The organism is Myxococcus sp. SDU36, assembly GCF_030168875.1.
Classification (GTDB): domain Bacteria; phylum Myxococcota; class Myxococcia; order Myxococcales; family Myxococcaceae; genus Myxococcus; species Myxococcus vastator.
On the sequence record NZ_CP077414.1, the window covers coordinates 2,230,190 to 2,245,313 of the forward strand.

The 15,124-nt window shown below is 71.2% G+C and carries 11 protein-coding genes; 6 read left to right on the plus strand and 5 right to left on the minus strand.

The annotated features are described in order from the left end of the window. The first annotated feature begins 90 nt into the window (after positions 1-90). Entirely contained in the window at positions 91-1,440 is a 1,350-nt protein-coding gene (gene nhaA, locus KGD87_RS08720) for a Na+/H+ antiporter NhaA (protein WP_284668602.1), read from the plus strand. A gap of 21 nt (positions 1,441-1,461) precedes the next feature. After that, the gene (locus KGD87_RS08725) at positions 1,462-3,153 is read left to right on the plus strand and encodes an ABC1 kinase family protein (protein WP_284667003.1); all 1,692 of its coding nucleotides are present in this window, start codon (positions 1,462-1,464) and stop codon (positions 3,151-3,153) included. A 9-nt stretch (positions 3,154-3,162) separates the two neighbouring features. Here the strand turns inward: KGD87_RS08725 and KGD87_RS08730 are convergent, their stop codons facing one another. The 5 genes from KGD87_RS08730 to KGD87_RS08750 form a co-directional block, all read right to left on the minus strand. Continuing rightward, the gene (locus KGD87_RS08730; RefSeq protein WP_284667004.1) at positions 3,163-3,627 is read right to left on the minus strand and encodes a DUF2267 domain-containing protein; all 465 of its coding nucleotides are present in this window, start codon (positions 3,625-3,627) and stop codon (positions 3,163-3,165) included. A 137-nt stretch (positions 3,628-3,764) separates the two neighbouring features. Next, positions 3,765-4,745 carry an alpha/beta hydrolase family protein gene (locus KGD87_RS08735; protein ID WP_284667005.1) on the minus strand — a complete coding sequence of 327 codons (981 nt, stop codon included), beginning with the start codon at positions 4,743-4,745 and terminating at the stop codon, positions 3,765-3,767. A 251-nt stretch (positions 4,746-4,996) separates the two neighbouring features. Next, a complete protein-coding gene (locus KGD87_RS08740; protein ID WP_284667006.1) occupies positions 4,997-8,122 on the minus strand; it encodes an efflux RND transporter permease subunit in 3,126 nt (1,041 codons plus the stop codon). Next, on the minus strand, positions 8,119-9,306 hold the full coding sequence (locus KGD87_RS08745) for an efflux RND transporter periplasmic adaptor subunit (protein ID WP_284667007.1): 1,188 nt from the start codon (positions 9,304-9,306) through the stop codon (positions 8,119-8,121). Before KGD87_RS08745 ends, KGD87_RS08740 begins: the two co-directional genes overlap by 4 nt. Before the next feature lie 5 nt (positions 9,307-9,311). Then, the gene (locus tag KGD87_RS08750) at positions 9,312-10,712 is read right to left on the minus strand and encodes a TolC family protein (RefSeq protein WP_284667008.1); all 1,401 of its coding nucleotides are present in this window, start codon (positions 10,710-10,712) and stop codon (positions 9,312-9,314) included. A 216-nt stretch (positions 10,713-10,928) separates the two neighbouring features. Between KGD87_RS08750 and KGD87_RS08755 the strand changes: the two genes are divergently transcribed. Genes KGD87_RS08755 through KGD87_RS08770 form a run of 4 tightly spaced genes read left to right on the plus strand, consistent with a single transcriptional unit; the run spans position 10,929 to position 15,111 of the window. Beyond that, positions 10,929-12,878 (plus strand): putative metal-binding motif-containing protein, encoded by a 1,950-nt coding sequence (locus KGD87_RS08755; protein ID WP_284667009.1) that lies wholly within the window; start codon positions 10,929-10,931, stop codon positions 12,876-12,878. A gap of 21 nt (positions 12,879-12,899) precedes the next feature. Then, positions 12,900-13,598, plus strand: a complete 699-nt coding sequence (locus KGD87_RS08760) for an ABC transporter ATP-binding protein (protein WP_284667010.1) — start codon at positions 12,900-12,902, stop codon at positions 13,596-13,598. Beyond that, positions 13,595-14,368 carry an MlaE family ABC transporter permease gene (locus KGD87_RS08765; protein WP_284667011.1) on the plus strand — a complete coding sequence of 258 codons (774 nt, stop codon included), beginning with the start codon at positions 13,595-13,597 and terminating at the stop codon, positions 14,366-14,368. Before KGD87_RS08760 ends, KGD87_RS08765 begins: the two co-directional genes overlap by 4 nt. Continuing rightward, positions 14,365-15,111: an MlaE family ABC transporter permease gene (locus KGD87_RS08770; RefSeq protein ID WP_284667012.1), complete on the plus strand. Its 747-nt coding sequence runs from the start codon at positions 14,365-14,367 to the stop codon at positions 15,109-15,111. Before KGD87_RS08765 ends, KGD87_RS08770 begins: the two co-directional genes overlap by 4 nt. Positions 15,112-15,124 lie beyond the last annotated feature (13 nt).

Below are 15,124 nucleotides of genomic sequence, written 5' to 3' on the forward strand. Positions count from 1 at the left end.
GTTCCCTTACCACCCACCGCCGACATTCCACCCACCCCACCGCTGAAAACGGGTGCCATGCCCGGCGACGCGGTGCATCTTGCGCGCCGCATGGCGCAGACACCCCCTCCCTCCGAGGCCCGACCCCGGCCTCCCGTGCCCGCGCTCTTCCGCGTGGCCCTGGCCCCCATCCAAGCCTTCTTCCGCCTGGAGGCGGCCAGCGGCATCCTGCTGGCGTCGTGCGCCGTGGCCGCCCTGGCGTGGGCCAACTCGCCGTGGGCCGCCACCTACTTCGCCGTGTTCGACGCCCGCATGACGGTGGGGGGGGCGGGCGTCCACGCGGGCTTCACCGTCCGCGAGTTCATCAACGACGGCTTGATGACGCTGTTCTTCTTCGTCATCGGCCTGGAGATCAAGCGCGAGCTGAGCTCCGGCGAGCTGCGCACCTTCTCCCGCGCGGTGCTGCCGCTCATCGCCGCGCTGGGCGGCATGATTGTCCCCGCCGCGCTCTACGCCGTCTTCAACCATGGGACACCCGCGCAGGCGGGCTGGGCCATCCCCATGGCCACCGACATCGCCTTCGCCATTGGCTGCCTCACGCTGGTCAGGACGCGGGTGAGCCACGGGCTGGTCGTGTTCCTCACGGCGCTGGCCATCTTCGACGACATCGGCGGCATCCTCGTCATCGCGCTGTTCTACGGCACGGGGCTCCACGTGAGCTGGCTCGTGGGGGCGCTGGGCGTGCTCGTCGTGCTGGCGTGCCTCAACCACTTCCAGGTGCGCAACGGCGTGGCGTACGCGCTGGCGGGCGCGGCGCTCTGGTACACGATGCACCATGGCGGCATCCACGCCACGCTGGCGGGCGTGGTGCTGGGCCTGTTCATGCCCGCGCGGCCCCTGCGTCCGGGCCGCCAGGTGCTGGAGGAGCTGCGCGTCTACGTGGACCGGGCGCTCCAGACGGCCATGGACGAGACGGCCCGGGGCGCGCAGATTCTCTACATCGAGGAGCGGCTGGAGGAGATGGAGCCGCCGCTCAACCGCTTCGTCCACCTGTGGCACGTGCCCGTGGCGTACGGCATCGTCCCCCTCTTCGCCCTGGCCAACTCGGGCATCTCCCTGGAGGGCATGGGCTGGGCGGACCTGCTCCGGCCGCTGCCGCTGGGCATCATCGCCGGCCTCTTCGTGGGCAAGCAGGTGGGCATCTTCCTGTTCACCTGGGGCTCGGTGAAGCTGGGCGTGGCGGACCGGCCCGGCGGCGCGACGCTGCCGCAGCTCCACGGCGTGGCGGTGGTGGCGGGCATTGGCTTCACGGTGGCCCTGTTCGTGGCGGGGTTGACCTTCCCCACCCAGCCGGCGCTGCTCACGGAGGCCAAGCTGGGCATCCTGGTGGGCTCGCTGCTCTCCGCGGTGGTGGGCTACGTGCTCTTGCGCTTCGTGGCGAAGCCGGCCGTCCCGGCGTAACGTAGAGGACAGGAACGCCCCGTGATTCTCCAAGACCTCAACCGCGTGCGGCAAATCACCGTCATCGCGGCGCGCCACGGCTTTGGCGAGCTGGCGGAGCGCGCGGGCCTGTGGCGCATCCTCGGCCGCAAGGAGAAGGTGGAAGTCTCGCCGGAGGCCCAGCGCGCCTCCACCGCGCGGCGCTTCCGCATGCTGCTCAACGACTTGGGCCCCACCTTCGTCAAGCTGGGCCAGGTGCTGTCCACCCGCGCCGACCTGCTGCCCGCCGAGTACATCGACGAGCTGGCCATGCTCCAGGACCACGTGGAGCCCATCACCCTGGAGGAGGTCCGCGCGCAGATTGAAGGTTCGCTCGGCGCCACCGTGGAGAGCCTCTTCGCCACCATCGACCCGGCGCCGCTGGCCGCCGCGTCCATCGCCCAGGTGCACCGCGCGGTGACGCTGGAGGGTGAAGAGGTGGTGGTGAAGGTGCAGCGGCCGGGCATCACCGAGCGCATCGACTCCGACCTGGGCGTGCTGCGCAGCCTGGCGCGCCTGTTGGAGGCCGTGGTGGAGGAGACGGGCGTGTACACGCCCACCGGCATCGTGGACGAGTTCGACCGGGCCATCCACGAGGAGCTGGACTTCATCAACGAGGCCACCAACATCCGGGCCTTCCTGGAGAACCACCGCGAGCGGCCCTACCTCAAGATTCCGCGCGTCTACTCCAGTCTGTCCAGCCGCACGGTGCTGACGCTGGAGTTCATCCGCGGCGTGAAGCTCAACCCCGCGGAGCTGAGCGAGCCCGAGCGCAAGGCGATTGCCCAGAACATCCTGGACGCCTCCTTCCGGCAGCTCTTCGAGGACGGCCTGTTCCACGGCGACCCGCACCCGGGCAACCTCCTGCTGATGGAGGACCACCGGCTGGCGCTGCTGGACTTCGGCGTGGTGGGCCGGCTGTCGCGGCCCATGCAGGAGACGCTGGTCATGTTGTGCCTGGCGGTGGCGCTCAAGGACAGCGAGTCCATGGCGCGCATCCTCTACCGCGTGGGCGTGCCGGACGCGCGCGCCAACCTGGTGGGCTTCCGCAACGACATCGATGCGCTGCTCGGCCAGCACCTGGCCACCACGCTGGGACAGGTGGACACGCGCTCGCTGCTGCGGGACTTGTTGGACCTGGCGGTGAAGTACCGCATCCGCATCCCCAAGGAGTACGCGCTGCTCAGCCGGGCCTCCGTCTCCACGGAGGGCATGCTGCGCAGCCTGTACCCGGAGATGAACATCATTGAAGTGGCGCTGCCGTACGCCAAGGAGCTGCTCGCCGGGCGCTACGATCCGATGCAGCTCCAGGGCGGGCTGATGCGCACGCTGCTGCGCTTCCAGTCCATGGCGCAGGATTTGCCCACGCAGCTGTCGCAAATCCTGTTGGACATGGAGTCCGGCAAGTTCACCGTCACGGTGCGCGCGGACCAGTTCGACAAGCTGAATGAGAACCTGCGCAGCGCGGCGGTGATTGCCTTCATGGGCCTGTGCGCGTGCGGGTTCATCGTGGGCGCGTTCATCTCCTTCGCGCCCAAGCCGTGGATGTACGGCAACGTGCCGGTGCTCGGCGTGGTGGGCATCGCGGTGGCGGCGGCCTTCTTCGGCGCGGCCATCACCTGGTACCTCTTCGGTGGCCGGGGCCTGGGCAAGGTGCGCCTGAGCCGCTTCCTCAAGAAGCCCAAGCGCAGGTAGCCGCTGCCTCTAGACGGGGCGGCGCCACAGGTCCGCGAGGTCCGCCGGGAGCTGCGAGGCCACGGCCGCCACCTCGTCTTCAGGAATCCTGTCCCGGATGGCGGTGAACACCACCGTCAGGACGCGCTGCGCCTGGTCCACGGGGATGCGCAGGTGGTCCGCCACGTCGGTGATGAACTCCGCGCGGCCCATGCGCTTCGCGTGGGACGGGCCCCGGTGGATGTTGCACGTCCCGAGGATGGCGCCGATGCCGCCCTTCCCCAGCGACCAGAGCAGCTTGAGGTCCTCTCCGTCGGACAGGCGCCGGGCGAGCGTGCAGAACACCGCCTCCGCGCCCTTCCGGGCGTCCACGCCATTCACCTGGAATTCGCGGCTGTTGCCGAGCTCGTCCAGGAAGCCCTGGAGGTCCTGGGGCTCGTCGCGCTCCTTCACCGGCGTGGCATTGTTGATGGGGGGTTCGGTGTGCTCCGCCATGGGGCTGCCTCCTTGGGTGCCAGTGCGACCGTGCCGCGTGCCTCCGGCGCCTGTCATGGTGGCCATGGCGCGGGCACGCCGCACCTCGGCGCGCGTCCCGGGAGCGGGTGCCCGGAAGGAAGCACGCCACCGAAGGCCTATCGAGCGTCCAACGCCTCCTGGAAGAATGCCACCGCCTCCGCGAGGGTACGTGCCTGAGAGGCCGCTCGCGTCCCTGGCCTGGCATCCCGGCACAGCATGGCCGCGGCCTTGAAGCCCAGCTCCGTGCACTCGGGCAGGAAGGTGAAGTGGGCCGCGTCGTCCAGCGTCACCGTCGTCGCGTCTGGCAGCAGCTTCGCCAACTGCAGGCCGTGCTGGGCGTGGGGCATGAGCTCGTCCCCCTTGGCGAGCACCAGCGTCACCGGCACGTCGATGTCCGCCACGTCCCGCGCCTCGTAGGTCCCCGCCAGGCCCGGCGCCATGGCGAAGGCGGCGCGCACCCGCGAGTCCTTGTACGACGCACGCGCCACCGTCATGTCGATGCGGCCGTAGTCGACGTCTCGAAGCTCGTCGCAACCCGGGTGCTCGCGCGTCTCAGGCCCCGTGCAGAGGTTCGCGAGCGGCGCCAGGTTGAGCCGCGCGCCCGCCAACGCCAGCGCCGTGTAGCCCCCCATGGAGTGCCCGGCGGCGCCGATGCGCGCAGCATCCACACGTGGCCCCCAGGCGGCGTCCCTCAAGAGCCCATCCAGGAGCGCCGTGAAGTCCTGGGGCCGCTCCCAGCCGCGCACATAGCCCTCCGGACTCGTGTCTCCGTAGGTGTTGCCAGGGTGGTCCACCGACACGACGATGAAGCCGTGCGCGGCCAGGTGCGCGCCGAACCACGACATGTTGATGGCCGCGCCACCGTTGCCGTGGGATAGCACCACCAGCGGCCAGCGCTCCCGGGCATCCGAGAGCGGTGCGTCCTTCGCGGCGACGAAGGGCACGAAGATGGGAGACGCCGTGTGCTCCACCATGCGGGAGCCCAGCGGCGCCGGATACCAGACCACCGTCTTCAACGAGCGCTGGCGGGCCGCGTCCTCGAACGTCAGCGACGTGACCCCCACGGCATAGGCCGAGGCTGCGCCCGACGGAGCCAAAGCAGAAGACACCTCCGGAGTAGATGGGAAGGAGGCACAGCCTCCCATCAGGAGCACAACCCCCAGGCCCCCTGCGCCCAGACGGTTGACGAAGGAGGCGCTGCGACCGCGAAACGAACAATGGACCATGGCCATCCACCAACGCTTCAACGAAGAATCCATTGCGGCTTCGCGCCACAAAGGAAAGGCCACCGCGGCGTCACGAAGACGCGCGCGATGGCCTTCACTGCGAGGACGACGCGACGTGCCGCCTACCCGTGCGCCGCCGGACGCGGCGCATCGCCATGCCCGGGATGCTGCGGCGGCGCTTGGGTCTCATCGTCCTTCTTGCCGAACCGCTCGCCCAGCCGCGTCTTGATGCGGTCCGCCACCACGTAGAAGGCGGGCACCACCAGCAGGCTGAGCACCGTGGACACGGACAGTCCACCCAGCACGGCGATGGACATGGGCGCGCGCGTCTCCGAGCCCGCGCCCAGCGCCAGCGCCGCCGGCACCGCCGCCATCATGGTCGCGGTGGACGTCATGAGGATGGGCCGCAGCCGCACCGGTCCCGCGCGCAGCATGGCCTGCATCGCGTCCGCGCCCCGCTCACGCTCTTGCAGCGCGTAGTCCACCAGGATGATGGAGTTCTTCTTCACGATGCCCATGAGCAGCAGCAGGCCAATCATGCTGAAGATGTTCAGCGTGGTGCCCGTGGCGAACAGGGCGAAGGCCGCGCCCGCCACCGACAGCGGCAGAATCGTGAGCACCGTCACCGGGTGCAGGAACGAATTGAACTGCGCGCCCAGCACCATGTAGGCCACGCCAATCCCGAGGATGAGCGCGAAGAACAGGCTGCTCATCGAGTCGCGGAAGGCCACGCTGGCGCCACCGGCCACCACCCGCACGCCACCGGGCAGCTCCTTCGCCAGCCGCTCCACCGTCGCCAGCGCCTCTTCCTGGTTCGAGCTGGGCGCCACGTTCGCGTAGACGCTGATGGCGCGCTCGCGATCTCTCCGGGTGATGGCCTGCAGCGCGGGCCGCTCCTCCTGCGACACCAGCAAGGACAGCGGCACCAGCGCGCCGCTGGCCGTCCGGAGCTTCAGCGTGGACAGGTCCTCCGGCCTGGCGCGTTGGTCCTTCATCAGCCGCATGCGCACGTCGATGCGCCGGCCGCCGGTGCTGTACTTGCCCACGCGCACGCCGCCCACCAGCGCGTTGATGGTGGTGGCCACCGACTGGATGGGCACCCCCAGGTCCGCCGCGCGGCCCCGGTCCGGGGTGATGCGCAGCTCCGGCATGCCCAGCTGGTAGTCCGTGTCCACGTCCACCACCTTGCCGCTGGCCTGGAGCTGCTCCCGCATCTGCTGGCTGGCCTCCACCAGCTGCTCCCAGTCCGAGCCGCGCACGCTGAACTCCACCGGGAAGCCGCGCTGCGCCGTGAAGCCGCTCTGGGACTGGTCCTGCACCACCGCGCGCAGGCCCGGGTAGCTGTTGAACTCCTTGCGGAGGATCTGCTGGAAGTCCGACTGCGACATGCGCTCGTCGGGCGGCTTCAAGCTGACGAACATGATGCCGGTGTTGACCGCGCCGCTGCCGAAGCCGCCGACGACGGAGAACACGCGCGTCACCTCGGGCCGACTGCTGGCGAACTCCTCCGCCCGCAGGAACAGCCGGTTCGTCTCTTCGATGTTGCTGCCCACCGCCGTCTGCATGCGCACCAGCAAACGGCTCTGGTCCTGGGACGGCACGAACTCACCTGGCAGCGCGCGGAAGACGAAGCCACTGGCGGCCGTCAGCGCCACCGCCACGCCCAGCACCCACCACGGCCGCTTCAGGCCCCAGGCCAGCGTGCGCGCGTAGACGCGCTCCAGCTTCTCGAAGGCCCGGTCCACCCACACGCCCACCGTGCTGCGGCCCTCGCGCGACGTCTTGAGCAGCTGCGCGCAGCGCGCGGGGGCCAGGGTGATGGCCTCCACGTAGGAGAGCAGCACCGCCACGCACAGCGTCACGCCGAACTGGAGGAAGTACTTGCCGATGACGCCGCTCATGAAGACGACGGGCAGGAAGATGGCGATCACCGCCAGCGTCGCCGCCAGCGCGGCGAAGGTGATCTCCGCGGTGCCCTCGCGCGCGGCGCGCACCCGGTCCTTCCCCTCTTCGGAGTGCCGGTAGATGTTCTCCAGCACCATGATGGCGTCGTCCACGACGATGCCCACCGCCAGCGCCAGGCCCAGCAGCGTGAAGGTGTTGAGCGTGAAGCCCAGGAAGTAGATGACCGCCACCGTCCCCAGCAGCGACATGGGGATGGCCAGCACCACGTTCATCGTGCTGGACAGCGAGCCCAGGAACACCCAGCACACGAAGGCGGTGAGGAGGCACGCGAGCATCAGCTCGAACTCGATTTCGTGGACGCTCTCCTCGATGAACTGCGTCGAGTCGAAGTTGACGCCCAGCTGCATCCCCTCCGGCAGGTCCTTCTGCATCTTGGCCAGCTCGGCCCGGATGCCCTGCGCCACCGCCACGGCGTTGGCGCCGCGCTGCTTCTTGATGCCCACGCCCTGCGCCGGCTCGCCGTTGATGCGCGCCATGCGGCGCACGTCCTCGAAGCCGTCCTCCACCAGCGCCACGTCCTTCAGGTAGACGGGGAAGCCGTCCTGCTCGCGGACGATGATGCGCCGCAGGGTCTCCAGGTCCAGCGCCTCGCCCATGACTCGGACGTTGACCTCGCGGCCCTGCGTCTCGATGCGGCCCGCGGGCAGCTCCACGTGCTCCCGCTGGAGCGCGGCCGTCACGTCCATGACGGTCAGCCCCAGCGCGTCCAGCTTCTGCGCGTCCACCCAGATGCGGACGTTGCGCTCCAGCATGCCGCCGAGCTGCACCTCGCCCACGCCCGGAATCGTCTGGAGCTTCTCCTTCACGCGGTAGCGGGCGAAGTCACTCACCACCTGCTGGCTGAAGGGCCCCGACACGCCGACCCAGAGGATGGGTTGGTCCTCCGGGTTGGACTTGGAGATGATGGGCGGATCAATGTCCAGCGGCAGCCGGCGCTGCACCTGGCTCACCTTCGTCTGGACGTCCTGGAGCGCCAGGTCCACGTTGCGCGACAGGTCCAGCTCGACGGTGATGTTGCCGCCGCCCTGGCGCGCGGTGGAGTTGATGGCCGTGACGCCCTCCACCTGCGTCACCGCCTCCTCGATGAACTCGAGGACGTCGCTCTCCACCGCCTCCGGGTTGGCGCCTTCCCAGGTGACGGAGATGTTGATGGTGGGGAAGTCGACGTCCGGGAACTGGCTGATGCCGATACGCTGCGCGGCCACCAGTCCGAAGACGATGGTGGCCGCCATGATCATCCACGCCAGGACGGGCTTCTTGATGCAAGCCTCGGTGATGTTCATGGCCGGGTGCCTCCACCGCCGCTGGCGGCCTCGGGCCGCAGGGCGGGCTCACCGGTGACCTTGGGCTTGGGCGCTTCCGCCACGCGGACGGCGGCCCCGTCGCGCAGGGCCTCGCCGCCGCGAACCACCAGCTGCTCACCGGGCTTCACGCCGTCGCGGACCTCCACGCGGCCATCCGCGGTGCGCATGCCCAGCTCCAGCACGCGCTCGCGGGCCTTGTTGCCCTCCACCACGTAGGCCAGGAAGCCGCGCTCGCTGGCGCGCACCGCCGTCTGCGGAATCACCGGGCTGCCGCCGCGCGTGTCCACCGGCACCACCACCGTGGCGAAGGCGCCCGGCCGCAGCCGCTCGGCGGCCTCGCCGGAGATCTCCGCCGTCACCGGCACCATGCGGCTGGCGTCGTCCGCGGCGGCGGCCACGTGTGTAATCTTCGCCGTGAAGGACCCACCCCCCGCGGAGCTGACGGAGAAGCGCGCCGTCATGCCGGGCTGGATGCGGGACACGTCCGCCGCCGGGACGGTGAAGCGCAGCAGCAACGGCTCGCGCCGCAGCAGCGTGGCCAGCACGACGCCGGGCTGCACGTACTGGCCCGTCTGCACCGTGCGCGTCTGGAGCACGCCCTCCATGGGGGCGCGCACGTAGGCGTCCCGCTGGTTGAGCTGCGCCTGGTCCACCAGCGCCTTCGCCGCCGCCACGTCCGCCGCCGCCGTGCGCGCGCGGGCCTCGAAGGTCTCCAACTGCTCGGCGGGCAGCAGGCCGGGGCTGGCCTCGTTCACCGCGGTGCGGCGCTTCGCACCGGCCTCCGCCTCCACCAGCGTGGCGCGGGCCCGCGCCAGCGAGGCCTCCGCGGAGCGCACGGCGATGGCGTAGCGGGCGGGCTCTATCTCCGCGAGCACCTCGCCCTTCTTCACCGACTGCCCTTCCGCGAAGAGCACCCGCTCCACGGCGCCCGGCACGCGGGCGGTGATCTGCACCCGCTCGAAGGCGTCCACGGAGCCCACCGCGTCCACCACGTACTCTACGTCCCGCGACTCCACCGGAGCCACCTCGACGGGGAACTGGATGGAGGCTCGGCCGCCACCCGCCGGCGCGGCTCCGCCCTTGGCGCCCTGCGCGTCCTTCTTGCAGCCAGCCCCCAGGGCCAGCACGGCCACGGCCAGGCCCAACGTTCCTGCGCGTCGCATTGCCTTCACGGTTCCTTCCCCAATGGGTCGAGTCCAACGGCCGCCCGCAGCCCCAGCAGCGCCACGCCCAGCGCGAAGCGGCTCTGGGCATACGCCACCTCCGCCTCGAACTGCCGCAGCGACGCGTCCGCCACCGTCAGCGCCGTGGACAGGCCCTGACGGTAGAGAATCCCCTGCTCCTCCGCGTTCTGCCGCGCCGTGCGGACCGCCAGGTCGCTCTGCGCCAGGGCGGCCTGCGCATTCTCCAGTGCCACCCTCGCCCGCTCGATGTCCACGTCCACCCGGCGCGTGGTCGCCTGGACCTGGAGCTCCGCCGCCCTCGCCAGGGCCAGACGCTCCCGGCGCTCGGCGTAGCGTTCGCCGCCATCGAAGAAGTTCCAGATGAGGTTGACGCCCAGGAAGCCGTCACCCGTGCGGCCCGCGAGGCCGGCCTCGTTCGTGAGGCGGTAGTTCGCGGACGCGCCCAGCGTCGGAAGCAGCCGGGCGAGCGGCTCCTTGGCGCCCTCCTCCAGCGCGTCCACCCGCAGGCGCGCGGCCAGGATGTCCGGCCGGCGGTCCAGGGCCCCCTCCGCCAGGGAGGCGTGCGCCTGAAGCGGCCGGCTGGCATCCGACAGCAGCGCGTCCGGCGAGGCCAGCGCGCCCTTCACCGAGGACACCAGCAGGAAGCCCAGCTCCAGGCGCGAGGTCTGCGCGGCGTTGCGCGCGTTGGCCATCTGCACCTCGGCGCTGGCCGCCTCCAGCTCCGCGCGCGTCGCATCGTTGCTGCTGGCCAGCCCCGCCTTGGCGCGGGCCGCCGCGTCCTGGAGCGACTGGCGGGCGAACGCGAGGCGCTGCTCGGCCGCGCGGTACACCTGCTCCTGGGCCAGGGTGGCGAGGAAGGCGTTGGCGGCCTCGAAGCCAATCTGCCGGCGCGCCTCCACGGCCTCCCATTCCGCCGCGTCGCCTTCCCGCCGCGCCGCGCGGTACAGGAAGATGCCGCGCGCGTCGAACAGCGGCATGGAGGCGACGAAGTTGGCGTTGAAGGCGTTGCTGCGCTGGATGACCACCGTCTGGCCACCCACTTCGCGCGTCACCTCATTCAGACGCCGGGTGTAGGTGCCCGTTCCCGTCAGCTCTGGAAAGAAGAAGGCCCGGGCCCGAGCCAGCCGGGCCTGTGCGGCCTCGGCCTGCTGCTCGGCGGCCAGGGCCACCTCGTTGCGCTTCGCGGCAAGCTGCACCGCCTGTTCCAGCGTCAGCGGACCGCCTGCCGTGGACTGGGCCTCCGCGGGCGGGGGCTGGGACGGAGGACTTGCTGGGGCATCCTCCGCGATGTCGGAGGCCGCGTGCTGCTGTCCCGACGCACTGGACGCTGTCAGGGCGAGCCAGGCGCAGAGGGGCACGGTGATGGCGTGACGAGGTCTATGCATGAACGGGCGGGGAAGGCTCTGGCCTCGGGGGGGCGGTGCGACGCGCCATATAAACGGAGGTGGAGAGAACGGGCTATGACGATTCGGCGGCTGGACGCTGGCCCGCGCGACGGTCTATGGGTTGCGTCGGGTTCTCCTGGGTTCCGTAGCTCACTGTTGAAAGATTGCGGGCGCCGCCAAGCGCCCGGGAATGCTCGGCCGATGCGTTTATTCCTGATGGGTTGCGTTCTCGCGGTGGTGTTCTCCGTTGCCGGCTGCCGGAAGCAGGAAGACCCACCCAATGCCGGGGCCGTCCGCGTACTCGTCTCGTATGCGACGTTTCGCCCGGGCTGTCTCACGCTGACCGTCACGGACGTGGACGAACCCAGCCGCACCGAGACCGCCGACATCCGGATGGAGCCGTCGGCCCGCAGCGACGTGCGGACGGTGGCCATCCTGGGCCGGGAGGGCTGGAGCCGGAACCTGCGGCTCACCGCGACCGCCCATGAGCGCTCCTGCAACGGGCCCGTGGTGGCACGGCACGAGGTCACCACGCAGGTGCCCACGGTGGGCACCGCGGCCGTGGAGCTGGACCTGCGCGCCCTGGACCTGGATGACGACGGCTACGTCTCCAGCGAGGGGACCTTCCCTGGCTCGGATTGCAACGACGACGACCCGGCCATCCACCCCGGCGCGACGGAGCTGTGCGACGGCGTGGACAACAACTGCGTCAACGGCGAGGCGGACGCCCCCGGCGGCGCGACCTACTACCGCGACGCGGACGGTGATGGCTTCGGCGACCCGACCGCCCTGCCCAACCTCTCCTGCACGCCTCCCGCGGGCTATGTCCTGGAGGCCGGTGACTGCAACGACCAGGACCCCGACATCCACCCCAGGCAGGCCGAGCTCGTCTGCGACGGCAAGGACGACGACTGCGATGGGTTCACCGACAACGATCCGTTCGACGTGGGCACGCAGTGCCAGACCGAGCAGAACTGCGCCGGGTTCAAGCAGTGCGCGAGCACCGCGCTGACGGCCTGCGTCAGCAGCGAGACGCCGCGGGAGTGGTTCCAGGACGAGGACGGTGACGGTGAGGCGGGGACCTCCTTGGGGCTCTGGTGCGCCAGCCCGTCGCAGGGGGCCGTGGAGGACAACACGGACTGCGATGACAGCTCGCGCTTCGTGTCGAACGCGGCCACCGAGGTGTGCGACCGGCTGGACAACGACTGTGACGGGCAGGTGGACGAAGACCAGACGGGCTGCGACACCGAGGCCTGGACGACGACGAACGCGACGCCCGCCTCGATTACGTGGGACACGGTGGCGGCGTACGCCGGCAACAAGGGCTGGCTGGCGGGACGCGACGGCCGGGTTGCCCACGTCGATGGCGAGACGATCACCCTCGTGGCCGACTGCCCGGGTGAGTGGAACGCCTCCTGGGTGACGAGCGCCGGGCGCGTCTTCCTGGGCTCCGGCGCGGGCACGTTCACCACCCGGCTCCCCACCGACACCGGTCCCTGCGTCGACGTGGCGGGCCCGGTGAGCATCAGCATCAACGGGATGGTGGGCTTCGAAGACGGCAACCGCGTGGCGCTCTACGCGGTGGACAGCCAGGGCCGCATCCTCCGGTGGAACTACGAAGAGGGCGCTCCCGAGCAGGCCGCGCCCGAGCAGCTCGTCGAGCTCGGCGGCAACCTCCGGTCCATTGACGGGACCAGCCCGCTGACGCTCTTCGCCGCGGGGGCCGAGGAGCAGGGAGGCACCAGCCACCCCGTGGTCTGGCGCGGGCCCACGGAGGACGGCGGCGCCTGGCAGAAGGAGTCTCTGGGCAACGTCGGAGTGCCTGGGTTCCTCCGCGCCATCCGGGTGCTGTCACCCAGCCATGTCTACGCCGGGGGTGACGGCGGCCTCTTCCTGGAGCGCGCGGGCACGACGTGGAGCGTGAAGCCCGCCGTCACCCTGCCCTCCGGGAACGCCGCGGACATCCGCGGACTGGTGGCCTTCAGCAGCAAGGCCCTCTACGCCGTGAGCTCCGGAACGAACCACATCCACTTCTTCGGCGGCACGGCCTGGAGCCACGCCACGAATCCGTCTCCGTCCAGCCAGATGAACGCGCTGAGCGGGACCGGCCCGGCGGACGTGTGGGCCGCGGGCCAGAGCGGCGCGCTCGTGCGCTGGCGGCCCTGAGGCGGCGGGCGGACGGACACCATGGACCTGCGCGCGGACACCCTCACGGTGCGGTACGGAGCAAGGCAGGTCCTGTCCGGCGTGCGCTGCGCGTTGCCGCCCGGGACGCAGGCGCTGGTGCTGGGGCGCTCGGGCGCGGGGAAGACGACGCTGGTGAAGGCCCTGGCCGGGCTGGTGCGGCCCACGGAGGGTTGCGTGCTGTGGGATGGGCGGAATGCGGCGCGGCTGACGGCCGCCGAGCGGCGCGAGCAGCAGGCGTCGTTCGGCATGGTGTTCCAGACGGACGCCCTGTTCGACTCGATGACGGTGCTGCAGAACGTCATGGCGCCCCTCACCCGCCGCCACGTCCCGGAGGCCGAGGCCCAGGCCCGCGCCCATGACGTCCTCGGCGCGGTGGGGCTGGCGGACGCGGCGGACACGCTGCCGGAGCGCCTGTCCGGCGGCATGAAGAAGCGCGCGGGGATCGCGCGGGCCCTGGCGGCGCGTCCGTCGGTGCTGCTGGCGGATGACCCCTTCGCGGGGCTGGACCCGGGCACGGCCCGACAGGTGGCCCGGGTGCTCCTGGACGTGTCCCGGGGCGGCACGCTGCTGGTCGTGTCCACGGAGGCGCCAATGGACCTGCCCCTGCCCCGCTGGCTGTACCTGCGAGGGGGGCGGTTGGTTCATGACGGGCCGCCCGCGCCCGAACTGGAGGATGCACCGGACGAGGTGCCAGCGTGACAGTGCTGACGAGGCTCGGGCGCACGGCGCTGGACGTGCTCCGAGGAACCGGCGCGCTCGGACTGGTCGTGGGCCGCACGGTGCTGGCGCTGCCGAAGCTGGAGCGCCGCGAGCTGGGCCGCGCCCTGGTGCAGTTCGGCTACGACTCCCTGCCGCTCGCCCTGGCCACGGCGGCGCTGGCCGGCATCATCGTGGTGCTGCAGTCGGGCATCTACGTCCAGCGCTTCGGCGCGCGGGCCGTCCTCGGCTGGGCGGCGGGCTACGGCGTGCTGTGGGAGTTCGGCCCGCTGCTGCTGGGCCTCATCATGTCGGCGCGGCTGGGCGCGCGGAACGCGGCGGAGCTGGCGCTGATGCAGGTGGGCGGACAGATTGAGGGGCTGCGCGGCATCGGCCTGGACCCCTTCGCCATCCTCGTCGCGCCTCGCGTGGTGGCCATGGAGGTCAGCATGCTGGCGCTCAGCAGCGTCACCTTCGCGGTGGCTATCCTCTTCGAGTCCGTGGCCGCCCTGCTCGCCCTGGGCCTCCCGGTGCGCGTCTTCTTCGGCACGTTCTCCCAGTTGCTGGGGCCGCTCGACCTCCTGGGCGGCGTGGTGAAGACGGGCATCTTCGGGCTGGCCATCGCCCTGCTGTCCACCACCGTGGGCCTGGCCGCCCGAGGCGGCGCCCATGCCGTGGGCCAGGCGGCGGCCAGCGCGGTGGTGCGCGGCTGCGCGGCCATCTTCGTCCTCGACTTCGTCCTCACGTCCGTGCTCGCGGGGTGGATGGGATGAGCGGCGTGCTGACGTTCCTCGGAGCGCCCATGGTGATGCTGGCGCGCACGGTGCGGGCCTCCACCCGGGACGGCGTGCCCTGGCGTGAGTCCCTGGCGCAGCTCCATGAACTGGGCGGGCGCAGCGTGTGGCTGGTGATGTCCGGAATGGCCTTCTTCGGCGCGGTGCTCGTCACCATCGCCAACAGCCAGGCGCGGCGCTTCGTGGGCAACGTGGCGGTGCTGGGGCCCGCGTACTTCGAGCTGCTCATCCGCGAGCTGGGCCCGGCGGTGTCCGCGCTGCTCACGGCCTCACGCGCGGGCGCGGCGCACGCGGCCGAGCTGTCCACCATGAGCGTCAACGAGCAGGTGGAGGCCCTGGAGATGTCCGCGGGCGACCCCTACGCGGACCTCGTCGCGCCGCGGGTGATCGCGGGCGTGGTGGGCGTGCCCCTGCTGTGCACCCTGGGCACCATCGCGGCCACGCTGTCCGCGTCGGCGGTGGCGCAGCTCGCCTTCGGCGTGGACGGGCGGGCGTTCATGGACCCGCGCTACGTGGACGGCTGGGACCTGCTGGCCGCGTTCCTGAAGGCCGCGGGCTGCGGGCTCTACATTCCGCTGGCGGCGGCGGTGGCGGGCCTCAAGGCGCGCGGCGGCGCCGAGGCCGTGGGCGAGGCCACCACCGACGGCGTGGTGGCGGCGAGCCTGGGGTGCCTGCTCATCGACCTCGCCGTGTCGCTGGCCTTCCAGCTCTTGCGCCTGTGAGGGAGCCCCGCGC

Excerpts from the sequence above, each read along its gene's own strand:
- KGD87_RS08755 (WP_284667009.1), top strand. The coding sequence starts at position 10,929 with ATGGGTTGCGTTCTCGCGGTGGTGTTCTCCGTTGCCGGCTGCCGGAAG.
- KGD87_RS08750 (WP_284667008.1), bottom strand. The coding sequence starts at position 10,712 with ATGCATAGACCTCGTCACGCCATCACCGTGCCCCTCTGCGCCTGGCTC.
- KGD87_RS08740 (WP_284667006.1), bottom strand. The coding sequence starts at position 8,122 with ATGAACATCACCGAGGCTTGCATCAAGAAGCCCGTCCTGGCGTGGATG.
- KGD87_RS08770 (WP_284667012.1), top strand. The coding sequence starts at position 14,365 with ATGAGCGGCGTGCTGACGTTCCTCGGAGCGCCCATGGTGATGCTGGCG.
- nhaA (WP_284668602.1), top strand. The coding sequence starts at position 91 with ATGGCGCAGACACCCCCTCCCTCCGAGGCCCGACCCCGGCCTCCCGTG.
- KGD87_RS08760 (WP_284667010.1), top strand. The coding sequence starts at position 12,900 with ATGGACCTGCGCGCGGACACCCTCACGGTGCGGTACGGAGCAAGGCAG.
- KGD87_RS08745 (WP_284667007.1), bottom strand. The coding sequence starts at position 9,306 with ATGCGACGCGCAGGAACGTTGGGCCTGGCCGTGGCCGTGCTGGCCCTG.
- KGD87_RS08730 (WP_284667004.1), bottom strand. The coding sequence starts at position 3,627 with ATGGCGGAGCACACCGAACCCCCCATCAACAATGCCACGCCGGTGAAG.